Source organism: Pseudomonas lyxosi, from assembly GCF_047758685.1.
GTDB classification, from domain to species: Bacteria; Pseudomonadota; Gammaproteobacteria; order Pseudomonadales; family Pseudomonadaceae; genus Aquipseudomonas; species Aquipseudomonas lyxosi.
The window spans coordinates 5,968,229-5,991,156 of sequence record NZ_CP180481.1 but is presented as its reverse complement, the minus strand read 5'-3'; the positions used below and the strand labels follow the sequence as shown (position 1 = coordinate 5,991,156).

Sequence of the window (22,928 nt, the reverse complement as noted above, 5' to 3'; positions counted from 1 at the left end):
AGGCAAGGAGTGACAGCATGAGTCAGGATTGGGATGCCGGTCGGCTGGACAGCGACCTCGATGGCGTAGCGTTCGATACCCTGGCCGTACGCGCCGGTCAGCACCGCACGCCGGAAGGCGAACACGGTGATCCGATGTTCTTCACTTCCAGCTACGTATTCCGTACCGCCGCCGACGCCGCCGCACGGTTTGCCGGTGAAGTGCCGGGCAACGTTTACTCGCGCTACACCAACCCGACCGTGCGCGCGTTCGAAGAGCGCATCGCCGCCCTGGAAAGCGCCGAGCAAGCCGTGGCCACGGCGACCGGCATGGCCGCAATCATGGCGGTGGTGATGAGCCTGTGCAGCGCCGGCGATCACGTACTGGTGTCACGCAGCGTATTCGGTTCGACCATCAGTCTGTTCGAGAAGTACTTCAAACGCTTCGGCATCGAAGTCGATTACGTGCCTCTGGCGGACTTGTCCGGTTGGGATGCAGCGATCAAGGCCAATACCAAATTGCTGTTTGTCGAATCGCCATCCAATCCACTGGCTGAGTTGGTGGACATCGCCGAGCTGTCGAAAATCGCTCACGCCAAAAGCGCGTTGCTGGTGGTCGACAACTGCTTCTGCACCCCAGCGTTGCAGCAACCGCTGAAGATGGGCGCGGACATCGTCGTGCACTCGGCGACCAAGTTCATCGACGGCCAGGGCCGTTGCATGGGCGGTGTTGTGGCCGGTCGCAGCGAACAAATGAAAGAAGTCGTCGGTTTCCTGCGCACTGCCGGGCCGACCCTGAGCCCGTTCAACGCCTGGATCTTCCTCAAGGGCCTGGAAACGCTGAGCCTGCGTATGAAGGCTCACTGTGCCAATGCCCAGCAACTGGCCGAATGGCTGGAGCGGCAGGACGGCATCGAGAAAGTCCATTACGCCGGCCTCAAAAGCCATCCGCAGCACGAGTTGGCCCAGCGTCAGCAGAAAGGCTTTGGTGCGGTCGTGAGTTTCGAGGTCAAGGGTGGCAAAGAGGGCGCCTGGCGCTTTATCGATGCGACCCGTCTGATTTCCATCACCGCCAACCTCGGTGATAGCAAAACCACCATTACGCACCCAAGCACCACCTCTCACGGACGTCTGGCGCCGCAAGAGCGTGAAGCAGCGGGCATTCGTGACAGCCTGATCCGCATCGCGGTCGGTCTGGAAGACGTGGCAGACCTGCAAGCCGATCTGGCGCGCGGGTTGGCTGCCTTGTGATCGAGTTGTCCACGCCAAGCACTGGCACCAACGGCCGCGTTGCACTGGTTACGGGTGCTGCGCGGGGCATTGGTCTGGGGATCTCGGCCTGGCTGATCAGCGAAGGCTGGCAGGTGGTGCTGACTGATCTAGATCGGGTGCGCGGTTCGAAAGTGGCGAAGGTGCTCGGCGACAACGCCTGGTTCATCGCCATGGACGTCTCGAACGAAGGGCAGGTGGCGTTGGGCGTCGCCGAGGTGCTGGGGCAGTTCGGGCGTCTGGATGCGCTGGTGTGTAACGCGGCGGTTGCCGATCCGCACAACATCACCCTTGAAAGCCTTGATCTGGCGTACTGGAATCGGGTGCTGGCGGTGAATCTCAGTGGGCCAATGCTGTTAGCCAAGCACTGTGCGCCGTACCTGCGCGCTCACAGCGGCGCAATCGTCAACCTGGCCTCGACCCGCGCCGGGCAGTCGGAACCCGACACCGAGGCTTATGCGGCGAGCAAGGGCGGCCTGCTGGCCCTGACTCATGCCTTGGCGATCAGCCTCGGGCCAGAAATCCGCGTCAATGCGGTCAGCCCGGGCTGGATCGATGCGCGGGATCCCTCCGCGCGCCGTGCCGAACCTCTGACCGATGCCGATCATGCCCAGCATCCGGCGGGCAGGGTAGGGACGGTCGAGGACGTGGCGGCGATGGTCGCCTGGCTGTTATCGAAGAATGCCGGTTTTGTCACGGGTCAGGAGTTCGTGGTCGATGGCGGCATGACCAAGAAGATGATTTACAGCGAGTAATTCGAGCAGGGGCCGCGACAGCGGCGGTTTGAGGTTGCAGGCAGCCGTTGGCAGCGCTGCGGGAAATGACATGATTTTGTCTTTTTCAGAAAAACTTCAAGCGGGGTATTGACTTAGCTTCGGTACCTGCGTAAATTTCGCGGCCTCGGAGATGCAAACGGGTGATTAGCTCAGCTGGGAGAGCGTCTGCCTTACAAGCAGAATGTCGGCGGTTCGATCCCGTCATCACCCACCACTTCCGAGAGTCTTGCGAAAGCAAGATGGAAGCTTTTAAAAGCCTCCACCGACGCGCAGCGGTAGTTCAGTCGGTTAGAATACCGGCCTGTCACGCCGGGGGTCGCGGGTTCGAGTCCCGTCCGCTGCGCCATATTTTCCGAGTCAGAATTTATTCTGGTTCGAGATTGAAAGCCTCGAAGCTTCCAGTCAGACGAGTTACTTGGACGCAAGTCCAAAGCGATACGCAGCGGTAGTTCAGTCGGTTAGAATACCGGCCTGTCACGCCGGGGGTCGCGGGTTCGAGTCCCGTCCGCTGCGCCATATCTGCCTCAAGGCTCACTGAACGCCTTGGAGCTACGAAGAAAGCTGCTGGTAAAAGCCAGTGTCTACTTCGAGTCGATAGCAAAGACCCTGGTCGAAAGACCGGGGTTTTTTGTGTCTGCGATTTGGCTTTTCTCCTTGTCCCCGCAACCATGGGTATTCGCATCTGCTGGCCAAATGTGCCCGTGTGTCGAATTGTTACTCCTCTCGACGATTTCCCTCAATAACGCTTAGCCCTGATTAACCGGTGGCTGCGTGGCAGAAACACCTGTCTTTCATTCGCGTATTCAAGTTTTTCCTGGGGGCGAACCGCATAAAGCGCTTGGTTTGAAGTATCAACACTAATTAGAATGAGTCGCATTTAAAATATTTCTTCGCGCAGGGTTCCTTTAGATGAGTGATGCAGCGATGCCGGCGGCGCAAACCTTCCACGACCTGTACCGTGACCATCGTGGCTGGCTCGAAAGCTGGTTGAGGCGACGCATGAGCAATGGCCATGATGCGGCGGACTTGAGCCAGGATACGTTCGTGCGTTTACTCGCCAGCTCCCAGCACATGGCTGACCTGCAAGAACCCCGCGCCTATCTGGCGACGGTCGGCAAGCGACTGCTGAGCAACTTCTATAAGCGCCGCAGCCTGGAGCAGGCCTACCTCGACGCCTTGGCGCTGCTGCCCGAGGACTGCGTGCCGTCGCCCGAGCAACGCTGGTTGCTGCTGGAAACCCTGCAAGCCCTGGATGAATTGCTCGATGGGTTGCCGACCGCAGTGCGGCGGGCGTTTCTCTGGAGCCAGTTGGAGGGCTTGGGTTATCACGAGATTGCCGAACGCCTGCAAGTCTCCGAGCGCACGATCAAGCGCTACATGGCGCAAGCCTATGAGCATTGCCTGCTGGTGGAATTGTGATCGGTTCGACACCTTCAGCTGAAGCCCGGCAAGTCGTGCGGGCTGCCGCTCAATGGCTGGCACTCATGGAGTCAGGCGCCGCCAATGATCGCGATCGTGCCAATCTGCAGCACTGGCGTGACAGCCATCCCAGTCACGAACAGGCCTGGCAGAAAGCCCAACTCTTGCGCCAGCGCTTTGCCGACCTGCCGTCGGCACTGGCCATGGCCAGCCTGGATCGGCCGCAGACGAGTCGGCGCACGGTGCTCAAGCGCGCCGTCGGGGTGGTGGCACTGGTGCCAACCGCCTGGCTGATCAGCCGGCAGCTACCTCTGGATGTCTGGCGCGCTGATCTGCGAACCGCGGCCGGGGAGGGCAAAAAGGTCCAGTTGGCCGATGGCAGCTCGCTGCAATTGAATACCGCAAGTGCCGTCGATATCGACCTGAAGAATCGCCGGCTGAGACTCGTGGAAGGCGAAATAGCGCTGAATGTGCCCGGCACCTCGCCGCTGACGATCCAGACGCACTTCGGGCAAGTGGTCGCTAGCCAGAGCGAAGTGTGCGTTCGTCAGGGGCAGACGGGTTGCAAGGTGTCAGTGCTTAAAGGCGCCGTGCAGTTGCAGCCATTGCGCGGGCCGGTCTTTTCATTGCGCGCAGGCCAGCAAGTCAGCCTTCAGGCGATGGGTGCCGGACGCGTCGAACCTTTCGATGTGCTTGCCCCAGGCTGGCGCGACGGCGTGTTGATGGCACAGAACCAGCCCTTGGGCGATTTTCTGCGCGAACTCAGCACCTATCGTCCTGGATTGTTGCGCTGGGAGCCGGAGCTCGAATCCCTGCGCGTCACCGGCAGTTTCCGTCTGGAAGACACCGATCGCATCCTGACGTTACTGGCGGCCAGCCTGCCGCTGGAGGTGCAAAGGCGAACCCGCTACTGGGTCACGTTACTGCCGCGCAAAAATAGTGTTTGAGGTGTGTCCCCTTTTTTCGCGTCGCTTGTCATTCAAGGCAAGCGAAACGAAATCAGAGAGATTCTCAATGCCCGTAGTGATGCCCTGCAGTACGCGTCTGGGTTCTTCCAGGCTGCGCCCGTTGTTGCACTTGAGTCTGTTGTTGAGTCTGAGTGCCTGTCCGTTGTTCATCACTGCCGGTTGGGCCGAAGACGCGCCTCGACGCAGTTACCAGGTGCCGGCAGGAAGCCTCAGCGCAGCGCTGACCCGTTTCGCCGGGCTGGCCGGGGTCAATCTGTCAGTGGACCCGGCACTGGTGGGCAGTCGCACCAGCCCTGGACTTTCCGGCGAGTACGCGGTGGAGGAGGGCTTTGCCCGACTGTTGCAGGGTTCCGGTCTGCAACTGCAGCCGGTAGGCGAAGAGGCGTACATCCTGACCCCGGCGCCAGAAGGCGGCAGCCTGCAACTGGGCGCCACCTCGATTCTCGGTGCCATTGACTCGGAGCACGGCGATCCGTATGCCGGCGGCCAGGTCGCGCGTCGCGGTTCACAGGGCCTGCTGGGCTCGAAAGACTTTATGGAAACGCCGTTCAGCATGACCACCTACACCAGTGAGGTGGTCAAAAACCAGCAGGCGCGTACCTTGGGCGACCTGATCGCCAACGATCCTTCGGTTCGCGCCACCAACCCGGCGGGTGGGCGCTATGAGCAGTTCACCATTCGCGGGCTGAGCTTGTTCAACAGTGATGTTTCCTATAACGGTCTCTACGGCGTCTTGCCGACCTATACGATCGACATGGAGATGGCCGACCGCGTCGACGTCCTCAAAGGCCCGAGCCAGCTCATCAACGGCATCTCGCCGCGTGGCAGCGTGGGTGGCGGGATCAACGTGGTGCCCAAGCGCGCGACCGACAAGCCCATCACTTCATTCACCGGCAGTTACGCTTCCGACAGCCAGGTTGGCGGTGCCGTGGATGTTGGCCGGCGCTTCGGTGAAGACAATAAGTTTGGCCTTCGTTTCAACGGCGTGAAGCAGTCCGGCGACACCGAATGGGATCACCAGAATGTCGATCGCGAGATGGCCGTGCTGGGCCTGGATTTTCGCGGTGAACGCCTGCGACTCTCGACGGACATCGGGCGCACCGAACGTGATACCGACGCACCGCAGGAACGCGTACAGGTTGGCCCTAACGCGCAGGTTCCGCATGCCAGCGATGTGCGCCGCAACTATGCGCAGCCTTGGAGCAAGGCGAGTACCAACGACACGTTCGGCACGGTGAACGCTGAATTCGATGTCAACGATTCCGTCATGCTGTACGGCGGTGTGGGCGCGCGCAAAAGTAACCATGACTTCCTCCGCCATGCGGTTTCGGTCACCAACAACCCCGGCAATTTCAGCGTTCAACCGCGTGACTTCACTCGCTACGAAAATGTCCGGACGGCCACGGCGGGGGTGCGCAACTGGTTTCATACCGGCCCGGTGAGCCATGAAGTCAACCTGGCTGCCAGCTATTACTACATGGACTTCGAAAATGGCGGCGCCCGTTATGCTGCCGCCAACAGCAACCTCTACAACCCCGTGACAACACCAACGCCTGTCAGACCCACGCGACAGGATTCGGAGGTCTATACCGAAAACCGCTCCACCGGTGTGGCGTTGTCCGACACCCTGGGTTTCTTCGATGACCGGTTGCTGTTGACACTCGGCGCCCGCTGGCAGCGCGTGAAGGTTGACGACTGGACCGATAACGTCAGAGGCGACACTGCCTACGACGAGGAAAAGGTTTCGCCGTCAGGCGGCATCCTGTTCAAGGCAACCGACAAGCTGTCGCTGTATGCCAACTACATGGAAGGCCTGAGCCAGGGCAAGATCGCGCCGTCGACCTCGGTGAACGAAGACGAGATCTTCCCGCCGTTCATCAGCCGCCAGGTCGAGATCGGTGCCAAGTATGATGCCGGTGCGTTCGCCGTCACTGCTGCCGTGTTCCGGATCAAGCAGCCAGCCTACGAGACCAACGCCACGACACGCGTCTTCGGCCCGAACGGCAAGCGTGAGAACACGGGTGTGGAACTGAGTGTGTTCGGTGAACCGCTCGATGGTTTCCGCCTGCTTGGCGGTGTCATGTACATCGACAGCGAGCTGACCAAAACCACCAATGGCACCTTCGACGGCAACCGGGCGCCGGCCACGCCGAAATACAACGTCAACCTGGGCGCCGAGTGGGATGTGCCGACCGTACAGGGCCTGACCTTGACCAGCCGCGGCATCTATTCCAGCTCGCAGTACCTGGACCAGTCCAACAACAAGGAAATCGACTCCTGGGAACGTTTCGACGTGGGCGCACGCTATGCGTTCAAGGTCGAGGAAAAGAACATCACCCTGCGTGCCAATGTCGAGAACGTGGCGGACAAGCGCTACTGGAGTTCGGCCGGTGCCTCGGATGACAGCGAGCCTGGCTTGACGCTGTCGACCCCGCGCACCTACCTCCTTTCGGCGACCGTCGACTTCTGATTCACCCGTGTCATGCGCCCCAGGGACCGGGGCGTCTTCGTTGGACCATGACCTGATTCGTATAGAGGAAGGACATATGCACCCCATCAGTTAATTAACATTCAAGACACTTGCGTATAAGTCGCTATCTGTCGGTAGCCTATACCGAAGTTGTCAGTTGTATTAAAAGATCATGGCTAGATCATGGCACTTCCGGAGTTCATACCAGGTTTATTAACTTGGTCTTTTGCGTGTCTGATGGTTTTTAAAGTAGTTCAAATCGCTATATGTAAATTTCCAAATCGGTTGTAAGAATTAGTTGCAACAACTTGTTAATGAGAATAAGTTGCATATCGAATTTAACGAGGGTGAAGCGATGTTGAATGATGGCGTATTGCACTCTAATCCTTTGCAAAAAACCAATGCCGACTATTTGGCTCGACAAAGCAAGTTCGAATCTAATGTCCGCAGTTATCCACGCAAGTTGCCGCTGGCCATCGCCAAGGCGCACGGGCTCTGGGTTACTGATGTCGAGGGCAATACTTACCTCGACTGTCTGGCTGGCGCCGGTACTTTGGCCTTGGGGCACAATCATCCGGCCGTCATGGCCAGCCTCGACAGCTTCCTCGCCTCAGGCCTGCCGATGCATACCCTGGACCTGACGACCGCAGTCAAGGACGCTTTCAGCGAAACCCTGCTCAGCCTGTTGCCGAACCAGGGTCGTGATTACTGCCTGCAATTTTGCGGGCCGTCCGGGGCGGATGCGGTGGAGGCGGCGCTGAAACTGGCCAAGACCTACACCGGGCGCAACAACATCATCAGTTTTTCCGGGGCCTACCATGGCATGACCCACGGCGCACTGGCCCTGACCGGCAACACCGCGCCGAAAAATGCCATCGCCAGCCTGATGCCCGGGGTGCAGTTCATGCCGTACCCCCACGAATACCGTTGCCCGCTGGGCATTGGCGGTGAGGCCGGGGTCGAGGCCTTGACCCACTATTTCACTCAGTTCATCGAAGACGTCGAAAGCGGCGTGTCACTGCCGGCGGCGGTAATCCTTGAAGCAGTGCAGGGTGAGGGCAGGGTCAACTGTGCCCCGGCGAGCTGGCTGCGGGCGATCCGCGAGGTGACGCGCAAGCACGGCATCTTGCTGATCCTCGACGAAGTGCAGACCGGTTTCGGCCGCACCGGCAAGATGTTTGCCTTCGAACACGCCGACATCGAGCCGGACCTGATTGTCATGTCCAAAGCAGTCGGTGGCGGTTTGCCCATGGCAGTGCTGGGCATCCGTCGTGAGTTCGACGCCTGGGAGCCAGGCAACCACGCCGGCACCTTCCGCGGCAACCAGATGGCCATGGCCGCCGGGCTGGCCACGTTGCAGGTGCTGCAACTGCAAAACCTCGCCGCCCAGGCCGAGCGCCAGGGCCAGTGGCTCAAGGACCGACTGGTCGAGTTGCAGGCGCATTATCCGGCCCTCGGCCAAGTGCGCGGTCGCGGCCTGATGCTGGGCATCGAGATCGTCGACGAGCGCCAGCCGGCGGATCGCCACGGGCATTTCCCGATGGACCCGGCGCTGGCGGTGGCCATCCAGCAACAGTGCTTCAAACAAGGCCTGTTGCTGGAACGCGGCGGGCGTAAGGGCAATGTCATCCGCTTGTTGCCGCCATTGATTATCGACGATGAACAATGCCAGCAAGTTATCCAGCGTTTTGATAACGCGATGGCTGCAGCGTTATTGCAGTTGCGTCCTTGAATGAATCAATCGAAGTTACGTTGGTAGTCCACCGAATTGCAGTTTGATGACGCTACTGCAAGCAACTTTGATGGTTGTCTGATTGTTTAAAAAAAGGTTCAGTGAAGTGATGTCGTTACGTGGGGTTTCGTCGGCCGTTAAACAGGCCGATCAGCAACTAATTTTTTCGCCATATAACGTGTCCAGTGGCCTCGCGGGCTGCTGTGGAGCACCCATGAATCATCCAGATCGCAGTGTTTTATCGAATATGGTCAGTGAGTTGGCGACGACGCGCGCGTTGCTTAATTGTTTGATCAAAGAGTTCGCCTTGCCGGAAAACTGCCTCAGTTACAGTTGGCCGACGCAGATGCAAGGTATCGCCCCGGGCAGTTACCTCGAGGGGCTGGAATGGAAGGGAATTCCCCTGACCATCAACCTGCCCAACCAGCAGCAGTTCTTTGTGATGGTGGACCGCCGTGATGGTCTTGGCAGTCACCGTTACCTGTCGGACGTCTATGCCCGACGTGGCGAGGGCGACTGGTCGTGCCTGAGGTTTACCGAGTTCGTCGAGCAGTTGCTCGCGGCGTGCGAACACATGACCCGCGCCAGCAACGACGAGTTGCTGGATCAGGTGTTGCAAAGCCAGTTGCTGACCGCGGCCATCGTCGGCCACAACATGGACGGCCAGCATCCGGCACCACTCAGCGGTTATCTCGCCAGTGAGCAGGGCTTGTGGTTCGGACATCCGAACCACCCGGCACCCAAGGCGCGCCTGTGGCCAGCTCATCTGGCCCAGGAAACCTATGCCCCGGAATTCCAGGCCCGCACGCCGTTGCATCTGTTCGAGGTGCCGCTGGAAGGATTGAACGTCGGAGCCAACGGCCTGAGCAAAGCCCAAGTGCTGGCCGGTTTTGCCGATCAGGCGCAGGCGCGGCCGGGGCACGCGGTTATCTGCATGCATCCGGTACAGGCCCAGCTGTTCATGCAGGATGGTCGGGTTCAGCGTTTGTTGAAATCCGCGGCCATCGTCGATCTTGGCGCCACAGGGCTGATGGCCAACCCTACTGCGTCCATCCGAACGTGGTACATCGAGGGCCATGAATTCTTCATCAAGGGCTCGCTGAACGTGCGCATCACCAACTGCGTCAGGAAAAACGCCTGGTACGAACTGGAAAGCGCACTGATGATCGACCGAGTCTTTCGTAACCTCCAATTGACCCGGCCCGAAACCCTTGGCGGGCTCTCGGTGGTGGCCGAACCGGGCAATCTGAGCTGGGCGCCGCAACAGGCCAGCGAAGCCGATAACCACTGGTTCCGCGAACAGACCGGGGCGATCCTGCGGGAGAACTTCTGCCTCGAAACCGGCACCGACTGCAGCATCATGGCCGGTACGTTGTTCGCTCGTGGCCTGCATTTGCCGCCGTTGGTGCATGAGTTCCTGAACCGGTTCAACGGCAATGACATCGACGATCAACAGCTGTTGAGCTGGTTCGACGACTATCAGGCGCTGTTGCTACGGCCGGTGCTGGCGCTGTTCTTCAACCACGGCATCGTGATGGAACCGCACCTGCAGAACAGCGTGCTGGTGCATGACAACGGTCGTCCACAACGCTTGCTGCTGCGGGATTTCGAAGGGGTCAAACTGACCGACGAACTCGGAGCTTCGCGGATCGACGCAGACGTTCATCCACGGGTGCGTGAGTCGCTGCTCTATTCCCGCCAGCAAGGCTGGAACCGCATTGTCTATTGCCTGTTCGTCAACAACTTGTCCGAGGCTGTGCTGGCCCTGAGTTGGGAACGTCCGCATTTGGCGCCGCTGATGTGGCAACGGGTGGAGCAGCAATTGATCAGCATCTGCGCCGAATTGACCCGCGCTGCGCCGGAGCTGGACGCGCTGATCGCCGGTCAGCCGATTGCCTGCAAAACCAACCTGAAAGTCCGTCTGGCAGCCAAGGCCGATCGCCAGGCCAGCTACGTCAGTCTGGTGTCGCCGTGGTGCAAGGAGGCCAAGCATGGATAAGCTGCCCGCAACGGTATTGGCCGCCATCGACGAAGCCCGCCTAAAACACGAAGACCCGCTGGCGCTGTTCATTTATGACCTGGACGCGCTGAAACAGCACGTGACGCAGGTGATGACGGCGCTGCCCGAAGGCGTAGAGCTTTACTACGCGATCAAGGCCAACAGCGAACCGCAGATCCTCGCCGCCATCGCGCCGTTGGTGCACGGGTTCGAGATCTCCTCTGGCGGCGAGATCGATCGTCTTCAGGCCTGCCCGACGCGCAAGCCGTTCATCTTCTCCGGCCCCGGCAAACTGGACTCCGATTTGCGTTCGGCGCTGCACCACCAGGTCGAAGCGATTCACATCGAAAGCCTGAATGAAATCGTCCGCCTGCAACGGCTGGCCCTGGAAGCGGGGCACGTGCAAGACGTCTTGCTGCGGATCAACCCCGAACTGCCGTCGCCGCTCTCCAGCAAACTGGCGATGGCCGGCACGGCCACACCGTTCGGGATTGATGAGTCAGAACTGGCCCAGGCGGTGAGTTGGGTCGATAACGCCAGCCACCTGCGGCTCAAGGGTTTCCATGTGCATGCGATGTCTCATCAGTCGCTGGTGGAGCGCCATGAGCAATTGCTCGATCTGTACCTGCAGCGCTGGCCGCAATGGAAGGCGTTGTCGGCCGATCCTGCGGCGATCACCCACCTCAATGTGGGCGGTGGCATCGGCGTTAATTACCTCGGGCCGCAGCAATTCGATTGGCAGCGCTTGTGTACGCATTTGGGCCAGAGCCTGGCAGCCTGTGTCGATGCGCCCATCGTGCGCTTTGAGCCCGGTCGTTTCATCAGCGCCTTCTGCGGCTATTACGCCATTGAAGTGCTGGACACGAAAACCAGTCACGGCAAGCACTTCCTGGTCTGTCGCGGCGGTACCCATCAGTTCCGTTTGCCGGTTGCCCAGGGACATGATCACCCGGTCATTCATCTGCCCCGGCATCGCGTAACGCCAACGGCGACACAACAGTACTGGACCGTCGTGGGGCAGCTCTGCACGCCCAAGGATGTGCTGAGCCGCGATTGCCCGCTGACTGGCGTCGAAGTCGGCGACATGCTGGTGCTGCCGCTGGCCGGTGCCTATGGCTACAACATCTCCCACGCCGATTTCCTCTGTCATCCGCGACCGCCGCAGGTGTTTGTGCAACAGGCCGGAGTTGCACTGTGGGATTGACGTTTGCCGTGCCGCGCTGGTTGGTGGTGGTCAATGTGTTGTTGGGCACGCTGACGGTCAGCCTGAACAACAGCTCGCTGAATCCGGCGTTGCCCGCGTTCATGGAGGCCTTTCAGATCGGTCCGCTGTTGGCCACCTGGATTGTGGCGGCGTTCATGGTGAGCATGGGCATGACCATGCCCCTCACCAGTTTTCTCAGCCAGCGGGTGGGGCGCAAATCCCTCTACTTGTGGGGCGTGGCGTTGTTTGTCTGCGGTTCGCTGCTGGGGGCGTTGGCCAACTCCATCGCGCTGGTGATTGCCGCGCGCGTGGTGCAAGGGATCGCCAGCGGGCTGATGATTCCGCTGTCCCTGGCGATCATTTTTTCGGTGTACGCCAAGGGCGAGCGGGGCAGGGTCACCGGCCTGTGGGGCGCGGCGGTCATGCTGGCGCCGGCATTGGGGCCCTTGTGCGGGAGCCTGATGCTGGAGTGGTTCAGTTGGCGCTCGCTGTTCCTGATGAATGTGCCGATTGGCCTGCTGGCGCTGATCCTGGGCGTCGGCGTGCTGCCGGCTTCTGAAGCATCGGAACGCAAACCTTTCGACCTGGCGGGTTACCTGTTGATCGCGACGGGCATCGGTCTGCTGATGATTGCTGTTGGCCGTCTGCGCCATGCCGGAGCCCTCACTGATCCGCTCAACCTCGGCATGCTGCTGGCGGCGATCCTGTGCCTGGTGGCGTTCGTGCGACTGGAACTGAACCGGACTTCGCCGCTGCTCAATTTGCGCATCTTTGCCCTGCGCGGTTATCGCTTGAGCGTGATCATCGCCGTGGTGCAGTCGGTCGGCATGTTCGAATGTCTGGTCCTGCTGCCGCTGCTGGTGCAAGTGGTGATGGGCTACAGCGCTATCTGGACCGGCCTGTCGCTGCTGTGCACGGCGATGTTCGCCAGCCTGTTCGGGCATCTCGGCGGCAAGTGGCTGGACCGGCACGGCCCGCGTGGCGTGGTGCTCTGGGGGCTGCTGCTGACCGGGGGCGCCACGCTGGGATTGGGCGTGCTGGGGGCTGGCGCTTCAATTGGTGTGGTGTTTTTCCTGATGATGGTCCGCGGCGCCGGGCTGGGCCTGTCCTATATCCCCATCACCACCGCCGGGCTTGATGCGCTGCCTGAACCGATGGTCACTCAGGGCGCGGCGATGAACAACATTTCCCGTCGTCTCGTCTCGTCGCTGGCCATCGTGATTGCCTCGCTCTGGCTGGAGTTTCGCCTGGCCGCTGATTCGGCGGGCGGCATTGTTTCGGTGGCAACCCCGGGGGCGATCAGCGAGGTCTTCTTGGCCACCGGCATCCTCATCCTGCTGGCATTGCCCTGTGCCTGGCGTTTTCCCGTTCACGCATCCGACGAGCCGGCCGAGGCATTGCCCTCGGCCCTCGAACACCGTTAATTCTTTCACGGACAAGGTTATGACTATGGCGACTTCTTCACAGGCAACACATCAGGCTGCGGATTCTGCGCCAGGCGTCTGGCTGGCGACGGCCGATCCGCGCCACTATCAGCAAGTGGAACAGCGCGTGGTGGGCCAGCTGCTGCAAACGCTGCTGTATGAAAACGTCCTGCCGTATCGCCATTCGCCCGTCGATGGCGGTCAGTACCGTTTTGTCGTCCGCGGCATCGATGCGCAGCAACAACCAATCGAGTACCACTGCAGCGGATTGCTCAGCGAAAGCTTCGAGCTGATCCGCCTCGACTATGCCAGTCTCGAGCGCGTAAATGCGTTGGGCGTACGCAGCCGGCCACACCTTCATCAAGCATTGGCAGAGCTGCTGAGCGAACTTCAGGACAGCCCGCACCTGCCACGCTTCACCCATGAACTGGAGCAGACCCTGCTCAAGGATCTGCAATCGCGCAGTCAGGGTTATCAAGCGGCCAAGCCAACCCATCAACTGGATGTGGATGCGTTGGAACAGCACTTCATGGACGCCCACAGCTATCACCCTTGCTACAAATCGCGCATCGGTTTCTCGCTCAAGGACAACGCCAGCTACGGGCCTGAATTTGCCGCGCCCATCGCGATTGTCTGGCTGGCGGTTGCGAAAACTTGCGGGGCGATGAACATCTCGCAGCACCTGGATTACGACGGATTTATTCAGCAGGAATTCGGGCTTCAGCGCTGGCAGCAACTGGCTGAGAGCCTCACCGACCAAGGCAAGTCGATGGGCGATTGCTGGCTGATGCCGGTGCACCCGTGGCAGTGGGAAAACGTCATCGTTCCTGTGTTCTACCCAGAACTGGTCAGCGGTGAAGTGATCTATTTGGGCACGACGGATGACCGTTATCAGGCGCAACAGTCGATCCGCACCCTGGCCAATGTCACCGAGAAAAATCGGCCTTACGTCAAGCTCGCGCTGAGCATGACCAACACCTCCAGCACTCGAATTCTGGCTCGGCATACGGTGATGAACGGCCCGATCATCACCGACTGGTTGCAGCAGTTGATCGGCAGCGACAGCACCGCCCGTGACCTTGGCTTTGTGATTCTCGGTGAAGTGGTCGGCGTCAGCTTTGACTACGATCACCTGCCCGCCACGCGGATGTCCCAGGCCTACGGCACGATGGGCACGCTGTGGCGCGAGAGCATTCACCAGTACCTGCAAGACGACGAGCAAGCGGTGCCGTTCAATGGTTTGAGTTCCGTGGACAATCGCTACGGCAGCGGTGAACAGACCCCGTTCATCGATGCGTGGATTGCTCAGTACGGCCTGCACGCCTGGACCCGTCAACTGTTGCAGGTGGCAGTGTCGCCGATCATTCACATGCTGTACGCCGAAGGCATCGGCATGGAATCCCATGGGCAGAACATCGTCCTGATCGTGAAGCAGGGCTGGCCGCAACGTATTGCCCTGAAAGACTTCCACGACGGCGTGCGCTATTCACCGCAGCACCTGGGGCGCCCCGAGCTGTGCCCGACCCTGGTGCCGCTGCCCGCCAGCCACGCCAAGCTCAACCGCAACTCGTTCATCCTCACCGACGACCTGGATGCGGTCCGGGATTTTTCCTGTGATTCGTTCTTTTTTATCGCCCTGGCCGAGATGGCGATCTTCCTGCATCAGCACTATCAGCTCGAAGAGGCTCTGTTCTGGAAAATGACCGCCGAGGTGATCACCACCTACCAGGTCGAACATCCGCAACACCGTCCGCGTTACGCAGCGTTTGATGTTTTCGCGCCGTTCTATGAAGTGGAAGAACTGACCAAGCGCCGCCTGCTGGGCGACGGCGAACGTCGTTTCAAATCGGTGCCGAATCCGCTGCACGCGTTCCGGCCGCAATCATGCTGAGGACCAATCTGCTCAAGCAGAAGCTCAGAACAGGTGAGCCGGTCTACGGCCTGATCAGCTCGATTCCGTCACCTGCGGCCATCGAACTGATTGCCGAAGCCGGTTTCGATTTCGTGATCATCGATATGGAACACGTGCTGATCAATCCCGAGACTGTGGAGAACATGATCCGCACCGCCGAGAGTTACGCGCTGACCCCGCTGGTGCGGGTGGCCGACCTCAATCCGAAAACCCTGCTGCGCCTGCTCGATGGCGGTGCCCAGGGCATTGTCTTGCCGATGATCGAAGGCCCCGAGCCTTTGGCCGAAAGCATTCGTGCCTGCAAATACCACCCGCAGGGCACCCGCAGCCTGAATGCCGGTCGTCCCGGTGCGTTTGGCAAACACAGCCTGGCGGAGTACGTCGCGCTGGCCAACGAGCAAATCATGGTCGTGGCGATGATCGAGAGTGCCGAAGGTGTGCGACGCGCGGCAGAGATTGCCGCGGTGCCAGGCCTGGACATGATCCTCGAAGGGGCCGCCGACTTGTCGCAATCGATGGGCCTGCCCTGGCAGATCGACCGGCCCGAGGTGCAGCAAGCGCTGCTCTCCAGCTGGCAGGCAGTCAGCGCCGCGGGCGTGCCGTATTGCGCGATTCCACGTCAGCCGGGCGACCACGAACGGTGGTTGAGCCGGGGCGTAAAAAGTTTTGTTTTGGGTGACGAGCGTGGCATCGCTTTTCGTGCCCTCCAGGCCAAATTGGCCGCCACTTCAGCAGAAGGAAAATAATCGGATGAACTTCACCGCAATGGCCTCCGACAAGGTGATGCAGGATCTGGTCGATTGTTTGCTGGCCGAACATTTTTTTGGGACCGAGCCGCTGAATCTGGTGGCGCCATCGTCATCGGCCGAGCTGCCGTTTACCGGGTTAAGCGCCGAACAACGGATCTGGGAATGGCCCAGCGATCCCCAGGGTTGCATCGTTATTGCCCTGCGTCCCGGCATTACCCAGCAATGGGAAAAAGTACCGGGCACGCCGGTATGGGCGCGACAGAATGACCAACTGACTGCGCTGTCACCCGAGGCCTTCACGACCCAGGTGTTGGCAGGGATGACCGAACGCTACCCGGACAATGAAAAAGGCTTCGCCCTGTTTATGGATGTGCTGCGTACCAGCGTCCGGCAAACCGAGTTGTCCCTGGCCCATCGGGTTGACAGCGAACGCTTGCTGGAAAAGAGCAACGCGGACTTCTTCCTGACCATGGAGCAGTGGGCTTCGCTGCGTGATCGTCCTTACCACCCGCTGGCCAAAGCCAAGCAGGGTTTGAGCGAGACCGAATATCAGCAGTATCAGGCGGAATTTGCCCGTCCCGTGGCGCTCAATTGGGTCGCGGTCGACCGCACGTTGCTGCAGTGCGGCGACGGCGTGACGGACCTGGCGCAGAGTTATCCCGCCCAGTACCTGTTGCCGCCGCTGTTGCAGGCCAACTTGCAACAAGAGCTGCAGCAGCGGGGCATTGCCCAGAGCCACATCGCGCTGCCGGTGCACCCGTGGCAGTTCGAACACGTGCTGGAGGCGCAACTCGGCGACGCGTTCGCCAAGGGTGATTGCCATCGACTGGACTTCACCGACGGAGATTTCTTCGCCACCTCGTCGTTGCGTTCGATGACCCCATGCTTCAACAGCGCCGATTACCTCAAGTTGCCGATGGCGATCTATTCGCTGGGTGCTTCGCGTTATCTGCCGGCGGTGAAAATGATCAATGGCGGCCTGAGTGAGGCGTTGCTGCACCAGGCACTGAGCAAGGATGAAACCCTGCAACAGTCCCTGCACCTGTGCGATGAAACCAAGTGGTGGGCGTTCATGCCGCCGGACGCCACGCTGTTCGACGAAGCGCCGCGTCACCTGTCGGCCATGGTTCGCGGCTATCCACCCGCGCTACTCGAAGACCCGGACACCCGACTGGTACCCATGGCCGCCCTCGGCACGCCGTTGCCGGGCAGCAATCAGCACTTCTTCGATGACTGGATGGCCTGCCGCCAACTGCCGGCCAATGCCGCGTCAGTGATGACGCTGTTCCGCGAGCTGTGCCGCAGCTTCTTCGATATCAACCTGCGGATGTTCCGCATCGGCATGCTCGGTGAAATTCACGGGCAGAACGCGGTGCTGGTGTGGAAGGCCGGTTATGCGCAGGGCTTGCTGTTGCGCGATCACGATTCGTTGCGCATCTTTGTGCCGTGGCTGGAACGCAACGGTCTGGCTGATCCGGCTTACCGGCTGAAGAAGGGGCACGCCAACACGCTGTACCACGATCGCCCTGAAGACCTGCTGTTCTGGTTGCAGACCCTGGGTATTCAGGTCAACCTCCGCGCCATCATCGATACGCTGGCTGAGGTCTACGCATTGCCGGCCACCCAGTTGTGGAAGGCGATGGGCGAGGTGCTCAACGAGCTGATCGATACCATCGAGTTTGACCCCGAGGCGCGGATCATGATCAAGCACCAGTTATTCGAAGCGCCACATTGGCCGCAGAAATTGCTGCTCACCCCGATGATCGAACGCGCGGGCGGCCCTGGCAGCATGCCGTTTGGCAAAGGGCAGGTGGTCAACCCGTTCCACAGGCTCGATCGTAATGCCTGAACCGCGACGTGAACCCTCCAGGCGTACGCTGTTGCGCCTGTCCCTGGGGGCGCTCGCCCTCAGGTTTTCCGCGCCGGCGTGGGCCGAGGCTGGCGCCGCGCCGTTGCGGGTGATCACCCTGTTTCAGGGCGCCACTGACTGCGCCGTGGTGTTGGGCGTGACCCCGTGTGGTGTGGTCGATTCCTGGAGCGAAAAACCGACCTATCGGTATTTGCGCACGGCACTCGGCGCTGTGCCCCATGTCGGGCTGGAGACCCAGCCCAGTCTTGAGGACATCGCGCTGCTCAAGCCGGACTTGATCGTTGCCTCACGCTTTCGCCATGAACGCATTGCACCGTTACTCAAGCAGATCGCCCCTGTGCTGATGCTGGAGGAAGTGTTTGAATTCAAGAAGACCCTGGCGCTGATGGGGGCTGCATTACACCAGCAACAGCGGGCCGACGAGATTCTGAACCGATGGCAGCAACGCGTGGCACAACTGTGTCAGCAACTGCGGCAGACATTTGCCGGACGCTGGCCACCCACGGTGTCGATTCTGGACATCCGCGAAGACCACATCCGCAGTTACTTGCCGGCGAGTTTTCCGGGCTCCGTGCTCACTGAACTGGGATTCAACTGGAGTGACAGCAGCCGGGAGGCGAGCGGGGTATCGATCAAGCTCACCAGCAAGGAAAGCCTTGCCGTGGTGAATGCCGACATCTTTTTTGTGTTCCTGCGCGCGCAGAACGCGGCGGTGCAGCGCAACTACGAGAACCTGGTGCAACACCCGCTGTGGAAGCAGATGCGTGCCCCGCAGCAAGGACAGGTGTGGCAGGTCGATGGCGTCGCGTGGAGTCTGTCGGGCGGGATGTTGGGGGCCAACCTGATGCTCGACGACGTGGCCCGCGTGGCCGCCGCGCAGGTGGCCTCATGAGCCCGGGAGTAAAGTTGTGCAGCGCGGGTCTTGTGTTGCTGCTGTGCTGCGTGTTGAGCCTGGCGGTCGGTGCCACCTGGATTCCACTGCCACAGATTGCCGCGGCGTTTGTCGATCCCGACCCGCTGAGTATCAGTCATGTACTGGTGACCACCACGCGCCTGTCACGGACCCTGATGGCGATTTCCGTAGGCGCCAGTCTGGCGGTCGCGGGCGCCCTGATGCAGGCACTGACGCGCAATCCGTTGGCGTCACCCGGACTGTTCGGGATCAATGCCGGTGCGACCTTTTTTATCATTCTGTTTTCCTCGATCTTCTCGCTGTCATCCCCGGATGCCTGGTTATGGTCGGCGTTCATTGGCGCTGGCGTGGCGGGTTGTCTGGTGTGGCTGATCGGCAACATGGGGCAGGGCAGTCTCAGTCCGCTGCGCATCGTGCTGGCGGGCGCGGCGATCGCCGCGTTGTTCTCCGCCTTCAGCCAGGCACTGCTGGTGGTGAATCAGGATGGGCTGGACACGGTGCTGTTCTGGATGGCCGGTTCGTTGTCCGAACGTAGCCTGTCGACCGCTGCCCCCTTGTTGCTGTGTGGCGTGCTCGGGTTGTCGGGGGCGCTGTTGTTGGCCGAACAGGTCAACGTGCTGAACGCCGGGGAAGAGATTGCTACGGGGCTGGGGCAGCGAACCGGCCTGATCCGGCTGCTGATGAGCGTGCTGGTGATCTGTCTCGCGGGCAGCGCGGTGGCGTTGGCCGGCAGCATTGGTTTCATCGGTCTTCTGGTTCCACACATGGTGCGCAAGGGGTTGTCCATCGACCATCGCTGGTTGCTGCCCGGTTGTGCGCTGCTTGGTGCGATTCTCCTGCTGTTGGCGGATACGCTGTCGCGGGTTGTGATCTTGCCGCAGGAAGTACCGGTGGGGGTGATGACGGCGCTGTTCGGCGCGCCGTTTTTTATTATGTTGGCCCGGCGTGGAGGTCGTTATGGATAAGGTGGTGACCTGGCGCCGGGGCGGGTATTCCCGGCGGGTCAACCTTTCCACGTGGTGGCGGTTGGCGGCGGCGCTGGTGCTGACGGTGCTGGTGATGCTCGGCTCGTTGTCGCTGGGGAAAATCAACCTCTCGCCCCTCGAAGTGATGCGAATCCTGTTTTCCAGCCAAGACGCCAGCCTGACGTTGATCGTCGAGCAACTACGTTTTCCACGCATTGTGCTGGCGGCGCTGGTGGGCGCTGCGTTGTCGGTGTCCGGGCTGATCCTGCAAAGCATCATCCGCAACCCGCTGGCTTCGCCCGACCTGCTGGGCATCACCAGCGGTGCCAGCGCCTCCGCCGTGCTTTACCTGTCGTTCTTGTCCGCGACGCTGGGGCAACAGTTTCTGCCCCTGGCCGCAATGCTCGGTGCGGCTTTGGCAACATTGGCCATTTATCTGCTGGCCTGGAAGCAGGGGGCCTCACCGCTGCGGCTGGTGCTGATCGGCGTGGGCGTTTCGGCGATGTTGACGGCCGCGACCACCTTCATTCTGGTGTTCAGTCCGCTGACCACCACCCTGTCTGCCTACGTCTGGCTGACCGGCAGCGTATACGGCGCCAGTTGGCCCGAACCGCTGGCACTTGCGAGCTGGTTGTTGGGCATTTGTCCGCTGCTGGTGCTGCTGGCCCGTCAGGTGATGGTGCAACAGCTGGATGACAACCTGGCCCAGGGCATCGGCGTGCGCGTGCAATGGCTGCGGGCCGGCTTGTTGCTGGTGAGTGTGGCGTTGGCCGGTGCGGCCATTGCCTGGGGTGGGGCAATCGCGTTTGTCGGGCTGATCGCGCCGCATATTGCCAAACGCCTGGTGGGTCCCGGTTTCGCTGGGCAGGCCGTGATGGCGGCCCTGATTGGCGCAAATCTGGTGATGCTGGCGGACCTGGTCGGGCGCACGCTGTTCTTGCCCCTTGATCTACCGGCCGGGATCTTTGTCGCGGTACTGGGCACACCCTTTTTTCTCTATTTATTGATTAAACAGCGTCATTAAGGAATTCAACGTATGACGTCGATTGCAAGTCGCGGCCTGACCCTGAGTTATCAGCGCCAGGTGATTATTGACGCGCTGGACATGCAACTGCCCAAGGGCAAGATCTCGGTGCTGATCGGCAGTAACGGCTGCGGCAAAAGCACCTTGCTCAAATCCTTCGCCCGACTGCTGAAACCGCAGCAAGGCTCGGTAATTCTCAACGGCGTGGATATCCAGCAAAAATCCACGGCGGCGGTAGCGCGTGAGTTGGCCATCCTGCCGCAGACACCGACGGCGCCGGAGGGCATTACCGTTCGCCAGCTCGTGGCACTGGGCCGATACCCTTATCAGAGCTGGATGCAGCAGTGGTCGACCGAGGATGAAACCATGGTCAATCGCGCGCTGACGCAGACCAGTCTGCAGGCGCTGGCGGACCGGCCGGTGGATGCCTTGTCCGGTGGGCAGCGCCAGCGTGCGTGGATCGCCATGACCCTGGCCCAGGACACCGGCATTGTGCTGCTGGACGAGCCGACGACCTTCCTCGACCTGGCTCACCAGATTGAAGTGCTGGACCTGCTGCGCGACCTCAACCGGCTCGAAAACAAAACCATCATCATGGTGCTTCACGACCTCAACCTGGCCTGTCGTTATGCGGATCATATGGTCGCGGTGCATGAGCGTACGGCATTTGCCCAGGGCCGACCTGAGGACGTCTTGACTCAGGCGCTGGTCAAAACCGTGTTCGACCTCAACTGCAGGATTATTCCTGACCCGTTTTTTGGTACGCCGATGTGCATCCCGTTTGGTCGGGAATTGCCGCAATGAGTCTGGCTCACCACTTCACCGCACAAGAGTGGAGCGTGTTGGGCGGTGGGTTGCGGTTGAAGGACTGCACCGAGCGCGACCCATTACGCTCGCTGATGGCGCGTGACCTGTTGCAGGAAGATGTGTGTGTGCGTTTGCTGGACGCATTGAGCCCGGTCATTGGCTCACCGTCACGGGCGATCACCGCCTCGCTGCTGGGCAAGCGCCTGTCGTTTCTCGCCACCGGCGCCTGTTTGTACGCTATGTCGGTGTACGACAAAGGACTGCTGCTGTCGCTGGACAACACGGTGATCGAATACGGCCACGATGAAGGACTGTGGACGTCTTCGATGCCGCTGGCTCATTCCCCGCCGCTGACGTACGAGGCCGGTGAGCGCGAGGCCTGGCGGGAAACCCTGGTGCAGTCACTGTTTGCCGGGCTGTTGAAGCCGCTGTGGCAAACCTTCAACCGTGTGAGTGGCGTTTCACGGCGCATCTTGTGGGAAAACTCCGCAGTACGCGTGTATTCGTTGTATGAAAAGCGCATGGCAAAAATCGACGAGCCATCGGTGCGCGAGCGCTATGAAGCGGACTTCAGGTGGTTGATGACCCAGGCAGAACCTGCGCTGTTCGGCCTCGATTACAACCCGCTGAGCCATTTCCGCCGACCGCCGACACTGCTCGACGAGGGGCAGCGCAGCATTCGCTTTCGGCGAACGTGCTGCTTCTACTACCTGGCGACTGAGCCCGCTGAATATTGTTCGACCTGCCCACTGCTGCGTCCGGGGAAATGCCGATGAGTTATCAGATCAACCCTCGCCAGCAGCTCGTCGACCCGGAGTTGCTCAACGCCTACCGGTCGATCCCTTCGTCAACCATCGGCCATTTTTCCGATCGGGGCTTTCTGCGGGGGATCAAGCCGCTGTTCAACGACATCCGCATGGTCGGCAATGTTGTCACCGTCAAAGTCTTCCCACCTGATGGCAGCATTCTGCGCGAGGCCTTGCTATTGAGTGAGCCGGGCGACGTGTTGGTGATCGAATGTGTGGGCGACGAGGAGTGTGGCTGCTGGGGTGAACTGCGCACCCTGGCCGGGCTGATCAAAGGATTGGCCGGGGTGGTGGTGTCGGGGGCCGTCACCGATGTCAGCGCATTGCGTCGCCATGGGTTGCCGATCTTTTGTCGAGACGTCAGTGCGTACACGACTCGCGGCATTGGCGCCCGCGGGGAAGTCAATCAGTCGATCAATGTGGGCGGGGTTCAGGTGCAGCCGGGGGACCTGGCCATTGGTGATGATAACGGTGTCTTCATCCTCGATGCCCGGCGTGCGGCCGAGCTGCTTCCCGAACTCTTGGCCAAAGAGGAAATGGACCAGCAGCGCAGGGCCGAGTTCTTGCAGAGGCTCAATCAGCGAAAGAGCTGACTTCCTGAGCTGAAATGAAAAGGGGCAGCTGTGCAGTTGCCCCTTTTTTG

18 protein-coding genes and 3 tRNA genes are annotated in these 22,928 nt (G+C 60.6%); all 21 read left to right on the top strand.

Annotated features, from left to right (window positions below; genetic code table 11):
* The first annotated feature begins 17 nt into the window (after window positions 1-17).
* The gene (locus tag ACMXYI_RS27515; RefSeq protein ID WP_415770109.1) at window positions 18-1,229 is read left to right on the top strand and encodes an O-succinylhomoserine sulfhydrylase; all 1,212 of its coding nucleotides are present in this window, start codon (window positions 18-20) and stop codon (window positions 1,227-1,229) included.
* Window positions 1,226-2,002, top strand: a complete 777-nt coding sequence (locus ACMXYI_RS27510) for an SDR family oxidoreductase (RefSeq protein ID WP_415770108.1) — start codon at window positions 1,226-1,228, stop codon at window positions 2,000-2,002. Before ACMXYI_RS27515 ends, ACMXYI_RS27510 begins: the two co-directional genes overlap by 4 nt.
* A gap of 159 nt (window positions 2,003-2,161) precedes the next feature.
* A tRNA-Val gene (locus ACMXYI_RS27505) sits at window positions 2,162-2,237 on the top strand.
* Between the two features lie 55 nt (window positions 2,238-2,292).
* Window positions 2,293-2,369, top strand: a tRNA-Asp gene (locus ACMXYI_RS27500).
* A gap of 93 nt (window positions 2,370-2,462) precedes the next feature.
* Window positions 2,463-2,539, top strand: a tRNA-Asp gene (locus ACMXYI_RS27495).
* Between the two features lie 393 nt (window positions 2,540-2,932).
* Window positions 2,933-3,442 (top strand): sigma-70 family RNA polymerase sigma factor, encoded by a 510-nt coding sequence (locus tag ACMXYI_RS27490; protein ID WP_415770107.1) that lies wholly within the window; start codon window positions 2,933-2,935, stop codon window positions 3,440-3,442.
* On the top strand, window positions 3,439-4,389 hold the full coding sequence (locus ACMXYI_RS27485) for a FecR domain-containing protein (protein WP_415770105.1): 951 nt from the start codon (window positions 3,439-3,441) through the stop codon (window positions 4,387-4,389). The genes ACMXYI_RS27490 and ACMXYI_RS27485 overlap by 4 nt, the downstream gene beginning before the upstream one ends.
* 67 nt (window positions 4,390-4,456) lie before the next feature.
* The gene (locus ACMXYI_RS27480; RefSeq protein WP_415770104.1) at window positions 4,457-6,880 is read left to right on the top strand and encodes a TonB-dependent siderophore receptor; all 2,424 of its coding nucleotides are present in this window, start codon (window positions 4,457-4,459) and stop codon (window positions 6,878-6,880) included.
* Window positions 6,881-7,235: 355 nt separating this feature from the next.
* Window positions 7,236-8,612: a diaminobutyrate--2-oxoglutarate transaminase gene (locus ACMXYI_RS27475; protein ID WP_415773989.1), complete on the top strand. Its 1,377-nt coding sequence runs from the start codon at window positions 7,236-7,238 to the stop codon at window positions 8,610-8,612.
* 214 nt (window positions 8,613-8,826) lie between these two features.
* A complete protein-coding gene (locus ACMXYI_RS27470) occupies window positions 8,827-10,611 on the top strand; it encodes an IucA/IucC family protein (protein WP_415770103.1) in 1,785 nt (594 codons plus the stop codon).
* A complete protein-coding gene (locus ACMXYI_RS27465; RefSeq protein ID WP_415770102.1) occupies window positions 10,604-11,815 on the top strand; it encodes a type III PLP-dependent enzyme in 1,212 nt (403 codons plus the stop codon). The genes ACMXYI_RS27470 and ACMXYI_RS27465 overlap by 8 nt, the downstream gene beginning before the upstream one ends.
* Entirely contained in the window at window positions 11,812-13,239 is a 1,428-nt protein-coding gene (locus ACMXYI_RS27460; RefSeq protein ID WP_415773988.1) for a DHA2 family efflux MFS transporter permease subunit, read from the top strand. Before ACMXYI_RS27465 ends, ACMXYI_RS27460 begins: the two co-directional genes overlap by 4 nt.
* Window positions 13,240-13,258: 19 nt before the next feature.
* Entirely contained in the window at window positions 13,259-15,130 is a 1,872-nt protein-coding gene (locus tag ACMXYI_RS27455; protein WP_415770101.1) for an IucA/IucC family protein, read from the top strand.
* Complete coding sequence (locus ACMXYI_RS27450; RefSeq protein WP_415770099.1) at window positions 15,124-15,897, top strand: HpcH/HpaI aldolase family protein; 774 nt, start codon at window positions 15,124-15,126, stop codon at window positions 15,895-15,897. The genes ACMXYI_RS27455 and ACMXYI_RS27450 overlap by 7 nt, the downstream gene beginning before the upstream one ends.
* A gap of 4 nt (window positions 15,898-15,901) precedes the next feature.
* A complete protein-coding gene (locus ACMXYI_RS27445) occupies window positions 15,902-17,749 on the top strand; it encodes an IucA/IucC family protein (protein WP_415770098.1) in 1,848 nt (615 codons plus the stop codon).
* Entirely contained in the window at window positions 17,742-18,662 is a 921-nt protein-coding gene (locus tag ACMXYI_RS27440) for an ABC transporter substrate-binding protein (RefSeq protein ID WP_415770096.1), read from the top strand. Before ACMXYI_RS27445 ends, ACMXYI_RS27440 begins: the two co-directional genes overlap by 8 nt.
* Window positions 18,659-19,648: a FecCD family ABC transporter permease gene (locus ACMXYI_RS27435; RefSeq protein WP_415770094.1), complete on the top strand. Its 990-nt coding sequence runs from the start codon at window positions 18,659-18,661 to the stop codon at window positions 19,646-19,648. Before ACMXYI_RS27440 ends, ACMXYI_RS27435 begins: the two co-directional genes overlap by 4 nt.
* A complete protein-coding gene (locus ACMXYI_RS27430) occupies window positions 19,641-20,672 on the top strand; it encodes a FecCD family ABC transporter permease (RefSeq protein WP_415770092.1) in 1,032 nt (343 codons plus the stop codon). The genes ACMXYI_RS27435 and ACMXYI_RS27430 overlap by 8 nt, the downstream gene beginning before the upstream one ends.
* A gap of 12 nt (window positions 20,673-20,684) precedes the next feature.
* Window positions 20,685-21,476, top strand: coding sequence for an ABC transporter ATP-binding protein (locus tag ACMXYI_RS27425; RefSeq protein ID WP_033061828.1), 792 nt, complete (start codon window positions 20,685-20,687; stop codon window positions 21,474-21,476).
* On the top strand, window positions 21,473-22,255 hold the full coding sequence (locus tag ACMXYI_RS27420; protein ID WP_415770090.1) for an IucA/IucC family C-terminal-domain containing protein: 783 nt from the start codon (window positions 21,473-21,475) through the stop codon (window positions 22,253-22,255). The genes ACMXYI_RS27425 and ACMXYI_RS27420 overlap by 4 nt, the downstream gene beginning before the upstream one ends.
* Complete coding sequence (locus ACMXYI_RS27415) at window positions 22,246-22,878, top strand: RraA family protein (RefSeq protein ID WP_415773987.1); 633 nt, start codon at window positions 22,246-22,248, stop codon at window positions 22,876-22,878. The genes ACMXYI_RS27420 and ACMXYI_RS27415 overlap by 10 nt, the downstream gene beginning before the upstream one ends.
* The last annotated feature ends 50 nt before the right edge of the window (window positions 22,879-22,928 follow it).